Source organism: Nocardioides sp. NPDC101246, from assembly GCF_044767415.1.
Classification (GTDB): domain Bacteria; phylum Actinomycetota; class Actinomycetes; order Propionibacteriales; family Nocardioidaceae; genus Nocardioides.
Window position 1 is genome coordinate 207,002 of record NZ_JBIWNX010000009.1, and the last position, 14,216, is coordinate 221,217.

At 68.0% G+C, this 14,216-nt stretch carries 12 protein-coding genes; 4 read left to right on the forward strand and 8 right to left on the reverse strand.

Features of this window, described 5'->3' with window-relative positions:
• Window positions 1-210 (forward strand): ferredoxin, encoded by a 210-nt coding sequence (locus ACIRON_RS18380; protein ID WP_402994120.1) that lies wholly within the window; start codon window positions 1-3, stop codon window positions 208-210.
• Window positions 211-285: 75 nt separating this feature from the next.
• Here the strand turns inward: ACIRON_RS18380 and ACIRON_RS18385 are convergent, their stop codons facing one another.
• The 5 genes from ACIRON_RS18385 to ACIRON_RS18405 form a co-directional block, all read right to left on the reverse strand.
• Window positions 286-1,500, reverse strand: a complete 1,215-nt coding sequence (locus tag ACIRON_RS18385; RefSeq protein ID WP_402994122.1) for a cytochrome P450 — start codon at window positions 1,498-1,500, stop codon at window positions 286-288.
• Window positions 1,501-1,564: 64 nt separating this feature from the next.
• A complete protein-coding gene (locus tag ACIRON_RS18390; RefSeq protein ID WP_402994124.1) occupies window positions 1,565-1,957 on the reverse strand; it encodes a Zn-ribbon domain-containing OB-fold protein in 393 nt (130 codons plus the stop codon).
• Window positions 1,954-3,105, reverse strand: coding sequence for a thiolase family protein (locus tag ACIRON_RS18395; RefSeq protein WP_402994126.1), 1,152 nt, complete (start codon window positions 3,103-3,105; stop codon window positions 1,954-1,956). Before ACIRON_RS18395 ends, ACIRON_RS18390 begins: the two co-directional genes overlap by 4 nt.
• On the reverse strand, window positions 3,105-5,675 hold the full coding sequence (locus tag ACIRON_RS18400; RefSeq protein WP_402994128.1) for a CoA transferase: 2,571 nt from the start codon (window positions 5,673-5,675) through the stop codon (window positions 3,105-3,107). The genes ACIRON_RS18395 and ACIRON_RS18400 overlap by 1 nt, the downstream gene beginning before the upstream one ends.
• A 22-nt stretch (window positions 5,676-5,697) precedes the next feature.
• Window positions 5,698-7,206 carry a flavin-containing monooxygenase gene (locus ACIRON_RS18405; RefSeq protein WP_402994130.1) on the reverse strand — a complete coding sequence of 503 codons (1,509 nt, stop codon included), beginning with the start codon at window positions 7,204-7,206 and terminating at the stop codon, window positions 5,698-5,700.
• 224 nt (window positions 7,207-7,430) lie between these two features.
• Here ACIRON_RS18405 and ACIRON_RS18410 point away from each other — a divergent pair, with 224 nt between their 5' ends.
• The 3 genes from ACIRON_RS18410 to ACIRON_RS18420 all read left to right on the forward strand — a co-directional run bounded on the left by ACIRON_RS18410 (window position 7,431) and on the right by ACIRON_RS18420 (window position 12,000).
• A complete protein-coding gene (locus tag ACIRON_RS18410; RefSeq protein ID WP_402994132.1) occupies window positions 7,431-9,083 on the forward strand; it encodes a flavin-containing monooxygenase in 1,653 nt (550 codons plus the stop codon).
• A gap of 85 nt (window positions 9,084-9,168) precedes the next feature.
• Window positions 9,169-10,353, forward strand: a complete 1,185-nt coding sequence (locus tag ACIRON_RS18415) for an epoxide hydrolase family protein (RefSeq protein WP_402994134.1) — start codon at window positions 9,169-9,171, stop codon at window positions 10,351-10,353.
• Window positions 10,354-10,380: 27 nt separating this feature from the next.
• Window positions 10,381-12,000, forward strand: coding sequence for a GMC family oxidoreductase (locus ACIRON_RS18420; RefSeq protein WP_402994136.1), 1,620 nt, complete (start codon window positions 10,381-10,383; stop codon window positions 11,998-12,000).
• Between the two features lie 68 nt (window positions 12,001-12,068).
• Here the strand turns inward: ACIRON_RS18420 and ACIRON_RS18425 are convergent, their stop codons facing one another.
• The 3 genes from ACIRON_RS18425 to ACIRON_RS18435 form a co-directional block, all read right to left on the reverse strand.
• Window positions 12,069-12,587 (reverse strand): zinc-binding dehydrogenase, encoded by a 519-nt coding sequence (locus ACIRON_RS18425; RefSeq protein ID WP_402994138.1) that lies wholly within the window; start codon window positions 12,585-12,587, stop codon window positions 12,069-12,071.
• 122 nt (window positions 12,588-12,709) lie between these two features.
• Complete coding sequence (locus ACIRON_RS18430) at window positions 12,710-12,928, reverse strand: ferredoxin (RefSeq protein WP_402994140.1); 219 nt, start codon at window positions 12,926-12,928, stop codon at window positions 12,710-12,712.
• Window positions 12,929-12,977: 49 nt separating this feature from the next.
• Window positions 12,978-14,183, reverse strand: a complete 1,206-nt coding sequence (locus tag ACIRON_RS18435) for a cytochrome P450 (protein WP_402994142.1) — start codon at window positions 14,181-14,183, stop codon at window positions 12,978-12,980.
• Window positions 14,184-14,216 lie beyond the last annotated feature (33 nt).

Genomic DNA, 14,216 nt, shown 5'->3' on the forward strand with positions numbered 1-14,216 from the left:
ATGCACATCACCATCGACCCCGACCTGTGTGAGGGCAACGCCGTCTGCGAGGCCCTCGCGCCGCTGGTCTTCGAGCTCGATGACCAGGATCAGGCGCGCGTCCTGCCCGAAGCTCACGGGCCCGGCGACGAGGTCGCCGAGGAGCACCGGACCTTGGTCGAGCGAGCCGTCGGTGGCTGCCCCCGGCTCGCCATCGACGTCCTGGACTGATCTCTATACAACAGACCGGTGCCCCCCTCGCGAGGTTCGCGAGGGGGCACCGGTCTTTCGGTCGTACGGCTGCTCTCAGCTGGCGGCTGCGGCCGGGAGACGCGCCGGCAGGGAGGTGAAGAAGTATCCCTGTCCCATGGCGTTGCTACGCACCGCCGCATCCAGGTCGAGCTCATAGCCCGGGAGCAGGTCGAAGATCGCCTCGACCTCCAGGCGCAGGATGGCGCGAGCCATGTGCAGGCCCAGGCACCGGTGTACGCCCCACCCGAACGCCACGCTCTTGGCCCGGTTGCGGTCGAGGTCGACGGCGTCGGGCTCGGGGAAGGCCGACGGATCGCGGTTCGCGGCCTGGTTCACGAACAGCACCCAGTCGCCCGCGCGCATCGAGACGCCCCCGAGCTCGGTGTCGTTGGCCACGTTCCGAGCGATCGGCGGGGCCGGGGTGTAGACCCGGATGATCTCCTCGATCGCCGCCGGGATCAGGTCCCGGTCCTGCTCCAGGCGGCGGCGGAGCTCCGGGTCCGTCTCGAGGTGCACCAGCAGCGAGGTGAGCGCACCGGAGGTGGTGTGGAAGCCCGCCAGCAGCAGCAGGACGACCATGTCGGTGATCTCCTCGTCCAGCAGCATCTCGCCGCCGGCGATCGGCTCGGTCGCCAGCACCGTCATCAGGTCCTCGCGCGGGGCGGAGCGACGATCGGCGACCTCGCGCATGATCTGCTCGCGGATCCAGCGGTTGCCCTCCGCGCTCTTCTCGACCACGGCCGGGTCCGCGTTGCCCATGTTGATCAGGCCGTACGTCATGACGTCGAGCAGCTCGATCCGCTGGCCCGCGTCCCACCCGAGGATGTCGAGGGTCACCGCGCCCGGCGATACGTTCGCCAGGTCGTCGACGAAGTTCCAGCTGCCGCGTGCCGCGAGCGTTCCTACGATCTCCTCCACCATCGCCTTCATCTTCGGCTGCAGCGCGTCGATCGAGGCCTTGCTGAACCAGGAGTTGAGCACCTTGCGATACATCGCGTGGTCCGGCGGATCGATGGCGACCGGGATGTGCCGGGTGCCGAACGGGTGCGCCGGGATCGCCGGCCCGCGCGCCGAGGAGAAGGTCTCGTAGTCGGAGAATCCGGCCATGACGTGCTCATGGTCGGTGACGACCCAGAAGCCGTCGTGGGCTGTCGACCAAGCGACGGGCGTGTCGTTGCGCAGCGTGGCGAGCGTCTCGAACGGTCGCTCGGCATACGCTCGGGAGTGGTGGTCGAAATCCGTGACGGGGACACCGTGCGGCGTGTTCATCGTGCTCCTTCCGTGGCGACGGTCCCCGGGTGGGCCCGTCGTGTCAGCGTTACGACAGGCAGGCTCAGGCAGGCCCGAAGACGGGGACGACGGAGTGGTCGCCGACCGCCTCGAAGCGGGCGCGCACGCGCGCGCCCACAGGAGCGTCGTCGTCGAAGCCGACGAGGGTGCTCAACAGACGCACTCCGCAGTCGAGCTCGACGAGGGTGACGTTGTAGGGGATCCGCTCCTTGAGGTGACCGGCATAGGCCCGGTGATAGACGGCGTAGCTCCATACCGTTCCGGCGGGCTCGACCTCCTCCCAGACGAAGCGGCGGTCCAGACACTCGGGGCACACGCCCGCGGCCGGCCAACGCACGTACGAGCAGGCCTCGCAGCGCTGGAACACCAGGCGGCCCTGCGCGGCCTCGTCCCAGAAGCGCGAGTCGTCGGAGGTCTCAGGGGTCTCGTAGCTCATGCCAGCTCCCGGGAGAGGATCGTGCTCGCGGCCTTCATGAAGCCGAACGTCGATGCGTACTGCGCCGTGGTGAGTCCGTCGATCTGACGCGCGCCTGCCTCGCCGCGGAGCTGCCGGACGGCCTCGCACAGATGCAGGAAGCCCCACATGTACGCCTCGGAGAGCTGTCCACCGTTAGTGTTGAGCGGCAGCCTCCCGCCGTGGCCGACGGCGCCGGTGCGGAACGCGTCGCCGACACCCCCGGGCTCGACGAAGCCGTAGTACTCCAGCATCTGGAGCACCCAGATGCTGGTCGGATCCTGGATGTAGAGCGCTCCGACGTCGGACCGGTCGATCCCGGCCGCCGGATAGATCCGATCGGCGACCTGCTGGATCCATGGCCGCATCCACTGATCGGCGTTCTGCCGGTCACGCAGGCCCGTCTGCTGAGCGATGCCCATCACGTGCACCGGCTTGTCGGTCAGCTCGGCCGCCTTGTCGGCACGCGCCACGATCAGGCAGGCGGCGCCGTCGGAGATCATGCACAGGTCCGAGCGGCGCAGCGGCTCGACCAGGTAGGGCGCGGCGAGGTAGTCCTCGACCGACATCGGCTCACGGAAGATCGCCAGCGGGTTGTCCACGGCGTACTTCCGCTGCGAGACCGAGATCTCGGCCAGGTCGGCCTCGGTGGTGCCGTGCACGCTCTGGTGGCGCCGGAAGGCCATCGCCGCCGGGCCGGCCACGTTGAGGAAGCCGTAGACCGACGCCTCGTCCTGGCGACCCAACGGGTGCGAGAACTTGTTGCCCGCACTGCGCTGGTTGGTGCCGTAGACGATCGCGACCACGCTGGCCAGGCCGGCGTCGATCACGGCGCAGGCCAGGTGCAGCGAGAAGTTGCAGGTGCCGTAGTCGAGGGTCGCGCTGTACGCCGGATTGAGGCCGGCGAGACGGCCGATCTCAGTGTCGATCCCGAAGCCGCCGTACGACTTGCACGTGATCAGACCATCGATCTCGGACTTGTCGATACCGGCCTCGGCCAGCGTGATCCGCATCCCCTCCACGGCGAGCTCGTCGGCCGAGATCCCCGGGATCGTGCCCTGGGCGGTGTTGCCGGCAGCGACGATCGCGGTCCGGCCCCGGATGGCGCCGCCCAGTTGCGTGGCCGCCATCAGATCGCATCCTCCTCGGCCAGCTCGTCGACCTCGTCGCGGCTCAGCCCGAGCAGCTCCTCATAGACCTCGTAGTTGTGCTCGCCGTAGATCGGCGCACCGCGGCCCACCTGGCCGCCCGCGTACTGGGGCGTGTCGCACATCTTCACCGACGGCGCCGCCACCGGCCAGTGGCCGAAGTTGGTGGCGTCGAGCTCGGTCAGCCACTCGAGCGAGGCCAGCTGCGGGTCGTTCTCGACCCGGTCCTGGGCTGTCTGGGCGACGCCGGCAGCGATCCCGACGGCCTGCAGCCGCTGCATCAGGCCGAACGGCTCCTGCTCGGCCGTCCAGGTCTGGATCAGCCTGTCCAACGCGGCCCGGTTGCGGTGCCGGTCCGCCGCGGTGGCGAAGTCCGCATGGGAGAGCCACTCGATGTGACCGGCCTCCTTTGCCAGCGCGACCCAGTCCGCGTCGTTGGCGCAAGTGATGGCGATCCAGCGGTCGTGGCCCTTGGCCTTGTAGAGACCCTCCGGCGCGGCGGTGGCATAGGGCGAGCGGTTGCCCGCGCGCTGCCATTCCCGTCCGTTGACCTGGTAGTCCAAAGCCGGGACACCGGTCATGAAGATGCCGACCTCGCTCTGGGAGGCGTCGATCGCCTGTCCCTCGCCGGTGACGTCACGGTGGTAGACGGCGCTCAGGATTGCCAGCGCGAAGCTGTAGGCGCCGTACCAGTCCAGGTAGGAGTAGCCCCAGCCCGCCGGCGGGAACGGGTCTGCCAGGCCACTCATCTCCGACGTACCGGCGAAGGCCTGGGCCACCGGTCCGATGGTGCGGAAGCGGCCGTAGATGCCTGCCGTGCCCATACCGGACTGCTTGGCGTAGATGATGTCGGACTTGATCTTGCGCAGCTCGTCGTAGCCCAGGCCCCAGCTCTCCATGACGCCCGGCGAGAAGCCCTCGGCCACGATGGTGCTCTCGGCGACCATCCGGCGGGCCATCTCGAGGCCCTTGGGGTGCTTCACGTTGAGCGAGATGCCGCGCTTGCCGGGGTTCTTGTTGTTGTACTGCGCGCCGACCGGGCCACCCAGATCGGCGGGCCACTGCGAGGGCACCGGTCCCGTCGCCGCCTCGCGGGCCTCCCGGCCTCCGACCGGGTTACCACCTCGACGCGGGTCGAGGTTCTTGTGCCACTCGACCTTGATCACGTCGGCGCCGAGCGCGGCGAGGAAGCGGGTGGCACCGGCCGAGGCCAGCATCCAGGTGAAGTCCAGGACGCGTACTCCTTGGAGGGCCCACGGCTGTCCGTGCTGTGAGAGCCGCTCGGGCACGATCAACGAGGAGCGCTCCAGCGGTCGCGGCGTGATCGTGGTGCGCAGGTCGCCGTGCTGGTCGAGACGCGGCGCCGGGTCGGGCTTGACCCAAGCGGTCTCGGTGGCGATCCACTTGCTCAGCGGGTAACGCAGCGAACGGCCCAGCTCAGGGTGCTCGATGTCTCCGTACGTGCCACGCTGCAGCCAGTGCTCGTCGTACGCCGACTCATGCGGCTTGCGCACGGGCACCCACATCAGGCCGGCTTCCTGGGCCTCCCGCCACGGGACGTCCTCGAAGAGGTAGCGCCGCACGGTGTGCTCGACGGCGTCCATGTTGCGGGCGGCGCCGCCCTCCATGCCGGGGAGGACACGGGAGTCCTTGGTCTTCTCGTCGCTGCCGTCGCTGATCTCGTCGCCGATCCCGTACTTCTCCAGGAACGGACCGAGCAGCTTGGCATTGCGGGTGGAGGCCAGGATCCAACGGCCGTCCTTCGTCTGGAAGATCGAGCGGTGGATCGAGACGTTGGGCGCGGAGTGGCGGCAGGTCTGCCGGTTGAACGGGGTACGCAGACAGACCCAGGACATCAGGTCGCCCTCGGTGTTCTTCGCCAGCGCCTCGTGCACGGCGCAGGAGAGGTGCTGGCCCTGACCGGTCCGGCGACGACTGATCAGCGCAGCGATCACGGTGAAGGCCAGCTGCTCCCCCGCAACGGCGTAGGAGTGGTCGAGCTGCGCGGCCACCGGCGGCAGGTCGTACTCGCCCGACGGGTTCGGGTCGTAGCCGTTGTTCATCACCTGACCGCCCAGCGCCAGGTGAACCAGGTCGCTGGCCTTCCAGTCCTTGCGAGGTCCCTCCTCGCCGAACGGCGTCATCCGGGCGACCACGAGCTCCGGGAGGCGTCCGCGCAGGGTCGCGCTGCCGAGGCCACGCTCGTCGAGGTATCCAACCGGCGTCGCGTCCAGGAGTACGTCCCCGCCCGCGACCAGCTCCTCCAGCCCGCTGCGCCCGTCGTCGGTGTCGAGATCCAGGACCACCGACCGCTTGCCACGGTTGTAGGTCCAGAAGTGCAGCGACTTCTCCGGATCGGGTACGTCATCGACGAACGGCCCCATCCGCCGGCTCTCGGCGCCTTCCGGCGGCTCGACCTTGATCACCTCGGCACCGAGACCGGCGAGCACGAGACCGCAGTACTCGCCGATCCGGTCACCGACCTCGATGACCCGCACGCCGACGAGAGGGCCGGGCTTGGACTGGTCTTCGGTTTCCTGGGTTGTCGTCATCGGGATTGCTCCAGTCTGTTCGTCAGGACGCGGTCCGGTGGCGGCCGGCGGCGGGCGGCCGGCCCAGCTCGCCACGCGCGTCGAACCGCTCGAAGTCGGCGACGTCGGCGTCGGCGTACTGGTCGGCGTGCTGCTGGCGCGTGAAGGGCCAGATGATGGGGACGCCGCCCTTGTCGGTGTACCAGTTGTCGCACAGCGAGTAGGTGGTGCCGGGCAGCGCCGCCCGGACGGTGTCACAGAAGGCGTCGGTGGCTTCTTCGGACGGGGCGAGCGCACGCCCTTCGCGCTGCATCGTCTCCAGCAGGCGCATCAGGAAGCCCACCTCGTCGCGCAGGCAGGTCGGGATCGCCACGGAGTTGACCGGCGCGAACGGGCCGTTGAGCAGGAAGAAGCCGGGCATCCCCGGAAGGCCGATACCGCGGTAGCTGTAGACCCCGTCCGCCCAGATCTTCTCGACCGTCAGACCGTCCGGTCCGGTGACCTCCATCGGTCGCATGTACGCGTGGGGGTCGAACCCCGTGGCGTAGACGATGACGTCGAGCTCGTGCCGGGTACCGTCGGAGTCGACGATGCCGTTCGGCTCGATCCGCTGCACGCCGCCGAAAACGGGCGTCACGTTCGGCCGCTGGATCACCTGGTAGTAGTCGGGAGATTTCGGGATCCGCTTGCAGCCGGGAGGGTCCTTCGGCGTGAGCTTCTCGCGCAGCACCGGATCCGGAACCGCCTCGGCGAGCTCGTCGTAGAACCGCTGGGTCTGCACGGTCCGTTCCGCGCCGGGGACGAGCCGCCAGGTCTCCGAGCCCTCGGTCGCGACGCGCAGCTTGGCGATGCGTCGGTCCCAGTAGCCGGCGAGCGCCGGCACCCTCAGCAGCAGCCGCTCGAGCGGCGAGATCTTCTTGTTCTGCCGGATCTGGATCCATTGCGGTGTACGGATGAAGTGCTTGACGTCATGACCACGCTTGCCCAGCTCGCTGACGATCTGGATGCCGCTGGAGCCGGTGCCGACGACACCGACGCGCTTGCCGCGCAGGTCGACGTCGTGATCCCACTCCGATGAGTGCCAGCTGTGGCCCTCGAAGTCCTCGACGCCGGGGAAGGTCGGTCGCTTGGGCACGTGCAGGAACCCGGTGGCGGCCACGACGACGTCGAAGACCTCGGTGGTGCCGTCGGGGAGCGTCAGGGTCCAGGCTCCGTTCTCCCACATCGCCTCGCGGACCTCGGTGTTGAACCGAACCCGTCGGACGATGCCCTCGTCGCGAGCGAACTCGGTCAGGTAGCGGCGGATCTCCGAGCCGGGGGCGTAGCGCTTGGACCAGTAGTTCTTCCGGGCGAACGGAAACTCGTAGGACCGCGTGATCACGTCGACATGCAGACCTGGGTAGGTGTTGTCGTACCAGGTGCCACCGACGCCGTCCCGCTTCTCGAAGATCTGATACTCGATCCCGGCTTCGGCAAGGTGATGCGCGAGGAACAGCCCCGACATACCCGCACCAATGATGCCCACTCTCACAGGACGACCTCCCAGATCCACTCAACTTGTTAGCACCATTACTCTAACATAGTTGGAAGCAAGACCAGACGCATGGCCGCCCGAGTAACACAACTGCGGAGGCGTGGCACGAGTCATGGGCTATCGTGTTTACAATGCTCTCATTGTGGTGTTATAGGTGGGTAAGCCGATAGCATCACGTGTGGGACAGCGCGACGGTCCCCACTTTCGCGGCCGTCGGCACCAGACTTTCATTGGAGGAACCTATGACCGAGACCGCGACCGTCCCTGCCACGGCAGGATCGCAGCCCGAGGAGGCGGGAGTGCGCACGTACGACGTCGTCATCGTCGGCGCAGGCCTGACCGGGATGTACCAGCTGATGCTCGTGCGCAAGCTCGGTCTCTCCGTCCGGGTGATCGAGGCCGGCTCCGGCGTCGGCGGCACCTGGTACTGGAACGCCTACCCCGGCGCCCGGCTCGATTCGGAGTCATACTCGTACCAGTACTCCTGGGACAAGGAGCTCCTCGACGAGTGGAGCTGGAAGGAGATGTTCGCGGGCCAGCCCGAGCTCGAGGCGTACTACAACCGGGTCGCCGACAAGTACGACCTACGGCGCGACATCGACTTCGACACCCGCATCGAGAGCATGACCTTCGACGAGGAGGCCAACACCTGGACCCTGCGCTCGACCGAGGGCGGGGCCTACTGCGCCCGGGTCGTGATCGCCGCCACCGGGATCCTCTCCGACCCGAACTTCCCCCGCATCCCGGGCCTGGAGAACTTCAAGGGCGAGTGGCACCACACCTCGCTGTGGCCCAAGGACAAGGACGTCAGCTTCGAGGGCAAGCGCGTCGCCGTGATCGGCACCGGTGCCACCGGTGTCCAGGTGATCCCGAAGGTCGCCGAGACCGCCGGTCACCTCACCGTCTTCCAGCGCACCGCCAACTGGGCCGTCCCGCTGCGCAACCGGCCGCTCTCCGACGAGGACATGGCCGAGATCCGCGCAGGATACGACGACATGTTCCCGCACCTGCGCAACACCTTCAGCGGCTTCCTGCACAGCTGGGACCCGATCAAGTCGACCGAGGTCTCCCCCGAGGAACGGGACGCACGCTACCTGGAGGCGTGGAACTCCCCCGGCTTCACCAAGTGGATCGGGCTCTACAACGACCTCGCCTACGACGCCGACGCGAACAAGATCTACTGCGCCTTCCTGGCCGACAAGATCCGTGAGCGGGTCAACGACAAGGAGCTCGCCGAGAAGCTCGTCCCGGACGACCACCTGTTCGGCACCAAGCGCGTCCCCTGCGAGACGAACTACTACGAGACGTACAACAAGGAGAACGTCGACCTGGTCCTGCTCAAGGAGGACCCGATCCTCGAGTTCACCGAGAATGGCATCCGCACCGAGGCCGGCGAGCTCGAGGTCGACATGATCATCCTCGCGACCGGGTTCGACGCCTTCACCGGCGCCCTGAACAAGATCGACATCCGCGGCCTCGGCGGGCAGACCCTGCGCGAGTCGTGGCAGAACGGCCCGCACACCTATCTGGGCATGCAGGTCGCGGGCTTCCCGAACCTCTTCATCGAGGGCGGCCCGCACGGCAAGGGCGGGCACGGCAACGGTCCGCGATGCTCCGAGCCGGTGGTCGAGTGGGTGACCAAGGTCGTCGATGACATCTTCACCAACGACTGGAAGCGCGTCGAAGCCGACCCGGTCGCGCAGGACACCTGGACCAAGAGCGTCACCGACACGGCCGCCGGCACCCTGCAGGCCTCGGCCAAGTCGATCTTCTTCGGCGACAACATCCCCGGCAAGCCCCGGGTGTACGTCGCCTACATCGGCTCGCTGCCGGAGTTCGTGCAGCGTCTCGAGGACGCCCGCGACAACGACTACGAAGGCTTCCTCGTCAGCTAGCCGACACCCCTCGACGGCGGGTCGCGGATCGGGCATCTGCCCGGTCCGTGACCCGCAACCAATCAGCCACCAGCCCGGGAGCACCATGAGCACGCCAGTTCCGTTCCGCCTAGACGTATCCGACGCGGACCTCGCCGACCTCGACCGCCGGCTGGCGAGCGCCCGGTTCGCTCCCGACATCGACGACGGCACCGATAACGCCGGGATCTCCAGCGCGCACCTGAAGGCGCTCGTGGCGCGTTGGCGCGACGGCTACGACTGGCGCGCCCAGGAACGGGCTATCAACGAGCTGCCCCAGTATCGGGTGGAGATCGATGGGATCCCGATCCACTACGTGCACGTGCGAGGTAAAGGACCCTCACCCACCCCGCTGCTGCTCACCCACGGCTTCCCGTGGACGTTCTGGGACTTCCATCGAGTGATCGGGCCGCTCACCGACCCGGCATCCCACGGCGGTGACGCGGCCGACGCTTTCGACCTGGTGATCCCTTCCCTGCCCGGCTACGGGTTCTCCTCACCGCTCACCCGGCCCGGCATCAACTTCGTACGCACGGCGGACCTGTGGTCGACCCTCATGCGTGAGGTGCTCGGCTACGACCGGTACGCCGCCCACGGCGGCGACTGGGGCGCCCTGGTGACCGCGCAGCTCGGGCACAAGTACGCCGACGAGCTGATCGGCCTCCACCTCAGCAGCCTGGTGGCCCTGCCCTCGGGCTGGAGCTCCGACCGGCCCTGGGACCTCCTGCTCAAGGCGGCCGAGGCATCGACTCCGGAGAACCGGGAGGCCGTGGTCGCCTGGGAACGCACCCGCGCAGGCCACCTGGCACCGCAGATCGTGCACCCGCGCACGATCGCCCACGGCATCAACGACTCCCCGATCGGCCTGCTCGCCTGGCTGACCGAACGGCGGCTGGAGTGGCACGACCCGGCCCAGCCCTTCGAAGACGTCTTCCCGGAGGACTTCCTGATCACGACCGCGATGATCTACTGGCTGACCGAGACCTACCCGACCGCGGCACGCTTCTACTACGAGGCAGCGGCACATCCGTGGCAGCCCTCGCACGACCGCACCCCGGTGATCCAGGCACCTGCCGGACTCTCGCTCTTCCTCGACGACAACCCGCCGGGCGCCTCGTTCGCCTGGATCCCGGCCGTCTACGCCGATGTCGTCCACCAGGTCGAGCACCCCGTCGGTGGCCACTTCGGCGCGATGGAGCGACCGGAGGACGTCGTCACCGACATCCGCGACACCTTCCGCACCCTGCGCTGACGCGCTCTCACCTCGATCGGACACACGATGGCTCAACCTCGGCAGACCACCTACGACTACATCATCATCGGTGCCGGCTCGGCAGGCTGCCTGCTCGCCAACCGGCTCTCCGAGGATCCACACAACTCGGTGCTGCTGCTCGAGGCCGGCGGCGGTGACAAGCACCCGATGCATCTCGTCCCGAAGGGCTTCTACTTCACCCTCAACAACCCGAGGTACGGCAAGTTCTTCCCCACCATCGAGTTCCCGGACGGTCACGTCGAGAAGCTGCCTCGCGGCCGGGTGATGGGCGGCTCGTCGACGATCAACGGGATGGTGTGGAACCGGGGCTGGGCGCCGTACTACGACGCCTGGGAGAAGGCCGGCAACAAGGGCTGGAACTGGGCCCGCTTCCTCGAGGCGTACAAGAAGCTGGAGCGGCACGAGCTCGGTGGCAACGACGTCCGCGGCGGCGCCGGCGCGGTCGACATCGAGATCGCGGCACCACGCGAGGCCACCTGCGAGGCACTGATCGCCGCCTTCGCGCGCCACGGCGTTCCCTTCCAGGAGGACATGAACGGCAGCGGTGGCGAGCGGGTCTCGTACGTCGCCTCCAACATCCGCAAGGGCACCCGGATGAGTGCCGCTCGCGCCTACGTCCGGCCCGCTCGCAGGCGGAAGAACCTGACCGTGGTCACGCACACGGAGGCGGAGCGGCTCGTCCTCGACGGGACCCGCGTCACCGGCGTGCTCTGCCGGACTCCCGCAGGCACGGTCACCTACTCGGCTTCCCGAGAGGTGCTGGTGTCCGGCGGCGCCTTCGACTCCCCGCTCCTGCTGGAGCGCTCCGGCATCGGCAACCCCGAGGTCCTGTCGAAGGCAGGCGTGCCGGTCAAGGTCGCCAGCCCGAAGGTCGGAGAGAACTTCAAGGAGCACCGCGGCATCCTCTTCCAGGGCCGGCTCAAGGGGATCAAGGGCTACAACGCCGAGGCCTCCTCCACACCGCGCTACCTGTGGACCGGCTTCAAGTACCTCTTCTCCCGCAGCGGGATGGTGGCCCACGGTGGCTTCGCGCTGAGCGCGATCTACAAGTCGGACCCGGCCTCGGAGCACCCCGACACCCAGGTCTTCTTCACCCCGATCTCCACCTCGGGCGTCAACCCGATGTCGGGGCAGATGGTGGTCGACAAGGAGCCGGGCTTCAAGTACGTCGCCCTGCCGATGTACCCGACCAGTCAGGGCTCGCTGCACATCACCGGCCCCGGCCTGAAGGACGAGCCGCGTCTGGACCCGAACTTCCTCAGTACACCCGAGGACCAGCAGATCCTGCCGAAGGTCCTGCAGAAGGCGCGCGAGATCATCGCCTCGGAGCCGTTCTCCCAGTACGTCGTGGAAGAGCTCCAGCCCGGACCGCAGATCACCGAGGACGCCGAGATCGTCGAGTACGCCATCAACAAGGGCAACGCGGGGGCGCACGGTCTCGGCACGTGCGCGATGGGTCCCGACGACGACGACGTCGTCGACGCCTCGCTGCGCGTACGTGGCACCGAAGGGCTCCGAGTCGTTGATGCCTCCGTCTTCAAGGACCAGCCGTCGGGCAACAACAACGCCCCGACGATGGCGCTGGCCTGGATCGCCGCCGACATCATCCTCAGCGAGCAGGGCTGAGGGCGTACCGCCTAGGCACGGAGAGGAGCCCGGGCCGATAGCCCGGGCTCCTCGTTCCGACGGGCTGCTCAGACGGAGAAGTCGGTGACGACCACGCGAGCGGTGGAACCGTCCTTGAGCGCCTCGTAGCCGCTCTCGATCTCGGTCGGGCCGATCTCCTTGGAGACCAGGTCGTCGAGGTTCATCCGGCCCTGGAGGTACATCGAGGCGTAGAACGGGATGTCGCGCTTCAGGTTCGAGGAGCCCATGTAGACGCCCTGGACCCGCTGCGAGTTCGTCAGCGCGACCATCGAGCTGACCTCGAGGCCGGCGTCCATGGCGGCGACGCCGATCAGGTAGAGCCCGCCGCCCTTACCCAGCATCTGCATGGCCTGGGCGGTGACCGGGCGGGCCCCGACGAAGTCGAAGACGTGGTCCGCGCCGCCCCCGGTGATGTCCCGGACCGCCTCGACGGGGTCGGTGGTCCGCGAATTGACCACGTGCGTGGCACCGAAGGCCTTGGCCCGCTCGAGTCGGGCCTCGGGACGATCCCCGACAGCGCCGGGTCGCCGGTCTGCACCGACGCCTTCAGCCGGTTCGTGACGCACGGCGAAGCCGGACTTGTCGAGGCCTGGCTCTCACTGCCACGTCCGCGCGGCGGCGGCTGTTCACCACGGCAGCCGCCGCCGCGCTGCCGGACTGGCTCGTCCGGCGCCCCTCGTAGACCTGATCAGGAGAGGGTGAGCGTGATCGCGCCCTCCGGGCACGCGGCAGCCACGTCCTCGGCCGCGGCGCGCTGATCGGCGCCGATGACGAGGTCCTTCACCTCGCCGTAGCCGATGTCATCGGCGTCGAACCACTGCGACGCGAGCGTGTAGCACCGCCCGTGGCCGACGCACAGGTCGGTGTCGATCTTGAACCGCAGGTCCTGCTCAGCGTTCTCGGTCATGGTTTGTTCCTTCCGTCAGGTTCGAGGTGGGTGTCGTTCGGCCGCCCGCTCAGCGGGGCACAGCCTCGAAGTCGAGCGGCAGATGCAGGAGCTGCTGCATGAAGCCGCCATAGCGGTACTCCTCGACGAAGCCGTCGGAGATCTTGTAGTCGGCCATCCGCTCGTGCCAGACCTCGAGCGCGATGCGCATCTCGAGACGGGCGACGTGGGAGCCGATGCAGCGGTGCACGCCAAGGCCGAACGCGGAGTGCGGGACACCGGTGCGGCTGAGCTCGACGCCGTCCGCCAACGCGCGGTCGGCGCCCGAACGAGCGATGAAGATGTGGTCGCCCGCCTTGACCGGGAAGCCGTTGAGCTCGGTGTCCTGCTTGGCCACGCGACCTGCCGATCCACCGGTGTTGTAGTAGCGCATCAGCTCCTCGATCGCCCCGGGGATCCGGCTGGGGTCGTCGATGAGGTACTGCCGGTCGTCGCGGTTCCTGGCCAGGTGCCACATGATGAAGCCGAGCTGGCTCGATGTCGTCTCCTGGCCCGCAATGAAGGCGAGCTTCGCCATCCCGACGAGCAGGTCCTCGGGAATCTCCTCCCCGTCCACCGTCATGTCCACGAACGCCGTCGCGAGATCACCGGGACGCGGGTGGACGCGCCGGTCGTTCATGGCGCCACGCACGATCGCGTCGATCTGCGCCTCGATGTCGTCGCGTTCCTCCTGCGTCGGGAACTCGAAGGTCGCCCGCTCAGCGAGGTGGAACATCCGGTCGACGTCGTCGGTTCCGATGCCGAGCCACTCCAGGAAGAAGAGCGCGGGCAGCTTGGAGGCGTAGTCCTTGGTGTAGTCGCAGGACCCCTTGGCGATGATCGCGTCGATCAGCTCGTGGCAGATCTCCTCGATCCGCCCCTCGAGGTGAGCGACCGCCTTCGGCCCGAACAGTGGCGCCAACGCCCTGCGGTACTTGGTGTGGACCGGCGGGTCCATCGTGATCGGCGGGACGTCGAGGATCACCTCCTCCTTGGTGTAGATGATCGTGCTCGGCAGATTCGACCAGGTGTGCGGGTCCTGCAGCACCTGCTTGACCGTGTCGTAGTCGGCCGCAACCAGGTAGCCACGGTTGACCGGGCTGTAGAACAGCCCGCCGACCTCTGTCGCCTCGTCCCAGACGGCGAAGGGGTCGACGCCCAGTCGCTCGTCGCCCTCGAGGTTGAGGGGATGGATCGGCAGACCGGTGGCCTCCGCACGCTCAAGCATCGATGTCATCGTCAAACCTTCTCCGTATCGGCCTTGGGTCCC

What these genes read in the sequence shown, in the direction of transcription:
- ACIRON_RS18420 (WP_402994136.1), top strand. Translation starts at nt 10,381, where the DNA reads ATGGCTCAACCTCGGCAGACCACCTACGACTACATCATCATCGGTGCC.
- ACIRON_RS18415 (WP_402994134.1), top strand. Translation starts at nt 9,169, where the DNA reads ATGAGCACGCCAGTTCCGTTCCGCCTAGACGTATCCGACGCGGACCTC.
- ACIRON_RS18435 (WP_402994142.1), bottom strand. Translation starts at nt 14,183, where the DNA reads ATGACATCGATGCTTGAGCGTGCGGAGGCCACCGGTCTGCCGATCCAT.
- ACIRON_RS18395 (WP_402994126.1), bottom strand. Translation starts at nt 3,105, where the DNA reads ATGGCGGCCACGCAACTGGGCGGCGCCATCCGGGGCCGGACCGCGATC.
- ACIRON_RS18430 (WP_402994140.1), bottom strand. Translation starts at nt 12,928, where the DNA reads ATGACCGAGAACGCTGAGCAGGACCTGCGGTTCAAGATCGACACCGAC.
- ACIRON_RS18380 (WP_402994120.1), top strand. Translation starts at nt 1, where the DNA reads ATGCACATCACCATCGACCCCGACCTGTGTGAGGGCAACGCCGTCTGC.
- ACIRON_RS18410 (WP_402994132.1), top strand. Translation starts at nt 7,431, where the DNA reads ATGACCGAGACCGCGACCGTCCCTGCCACGGCAGGATCGCAGCCCGAG.
- ACIRON_RS18385 (WP_402994122.1), bottom strand. Translation starts at nt 1,500, where the DNA reads ATGAACACGCCGCACGGTGTCCCCGTCACGGATTTCGACCACCACTCC.
- ACIRON_RS18400 (WP_402994128.1), bottom strand. Translation starts at nt 5,675, where the DNA reads ATGACGACAACCCAGGAAACCGAAGACCAGTCCAAGCCCGGCCCTCTC.
- ACIRON_RS18390 (WP_402994124.1), bottom strand. Translation starts at nt 1,957, where the DNA reads ATGAGCTACGAGACCCCTGAGACCTCCGACGACTCGCGCTTCTGGGAC.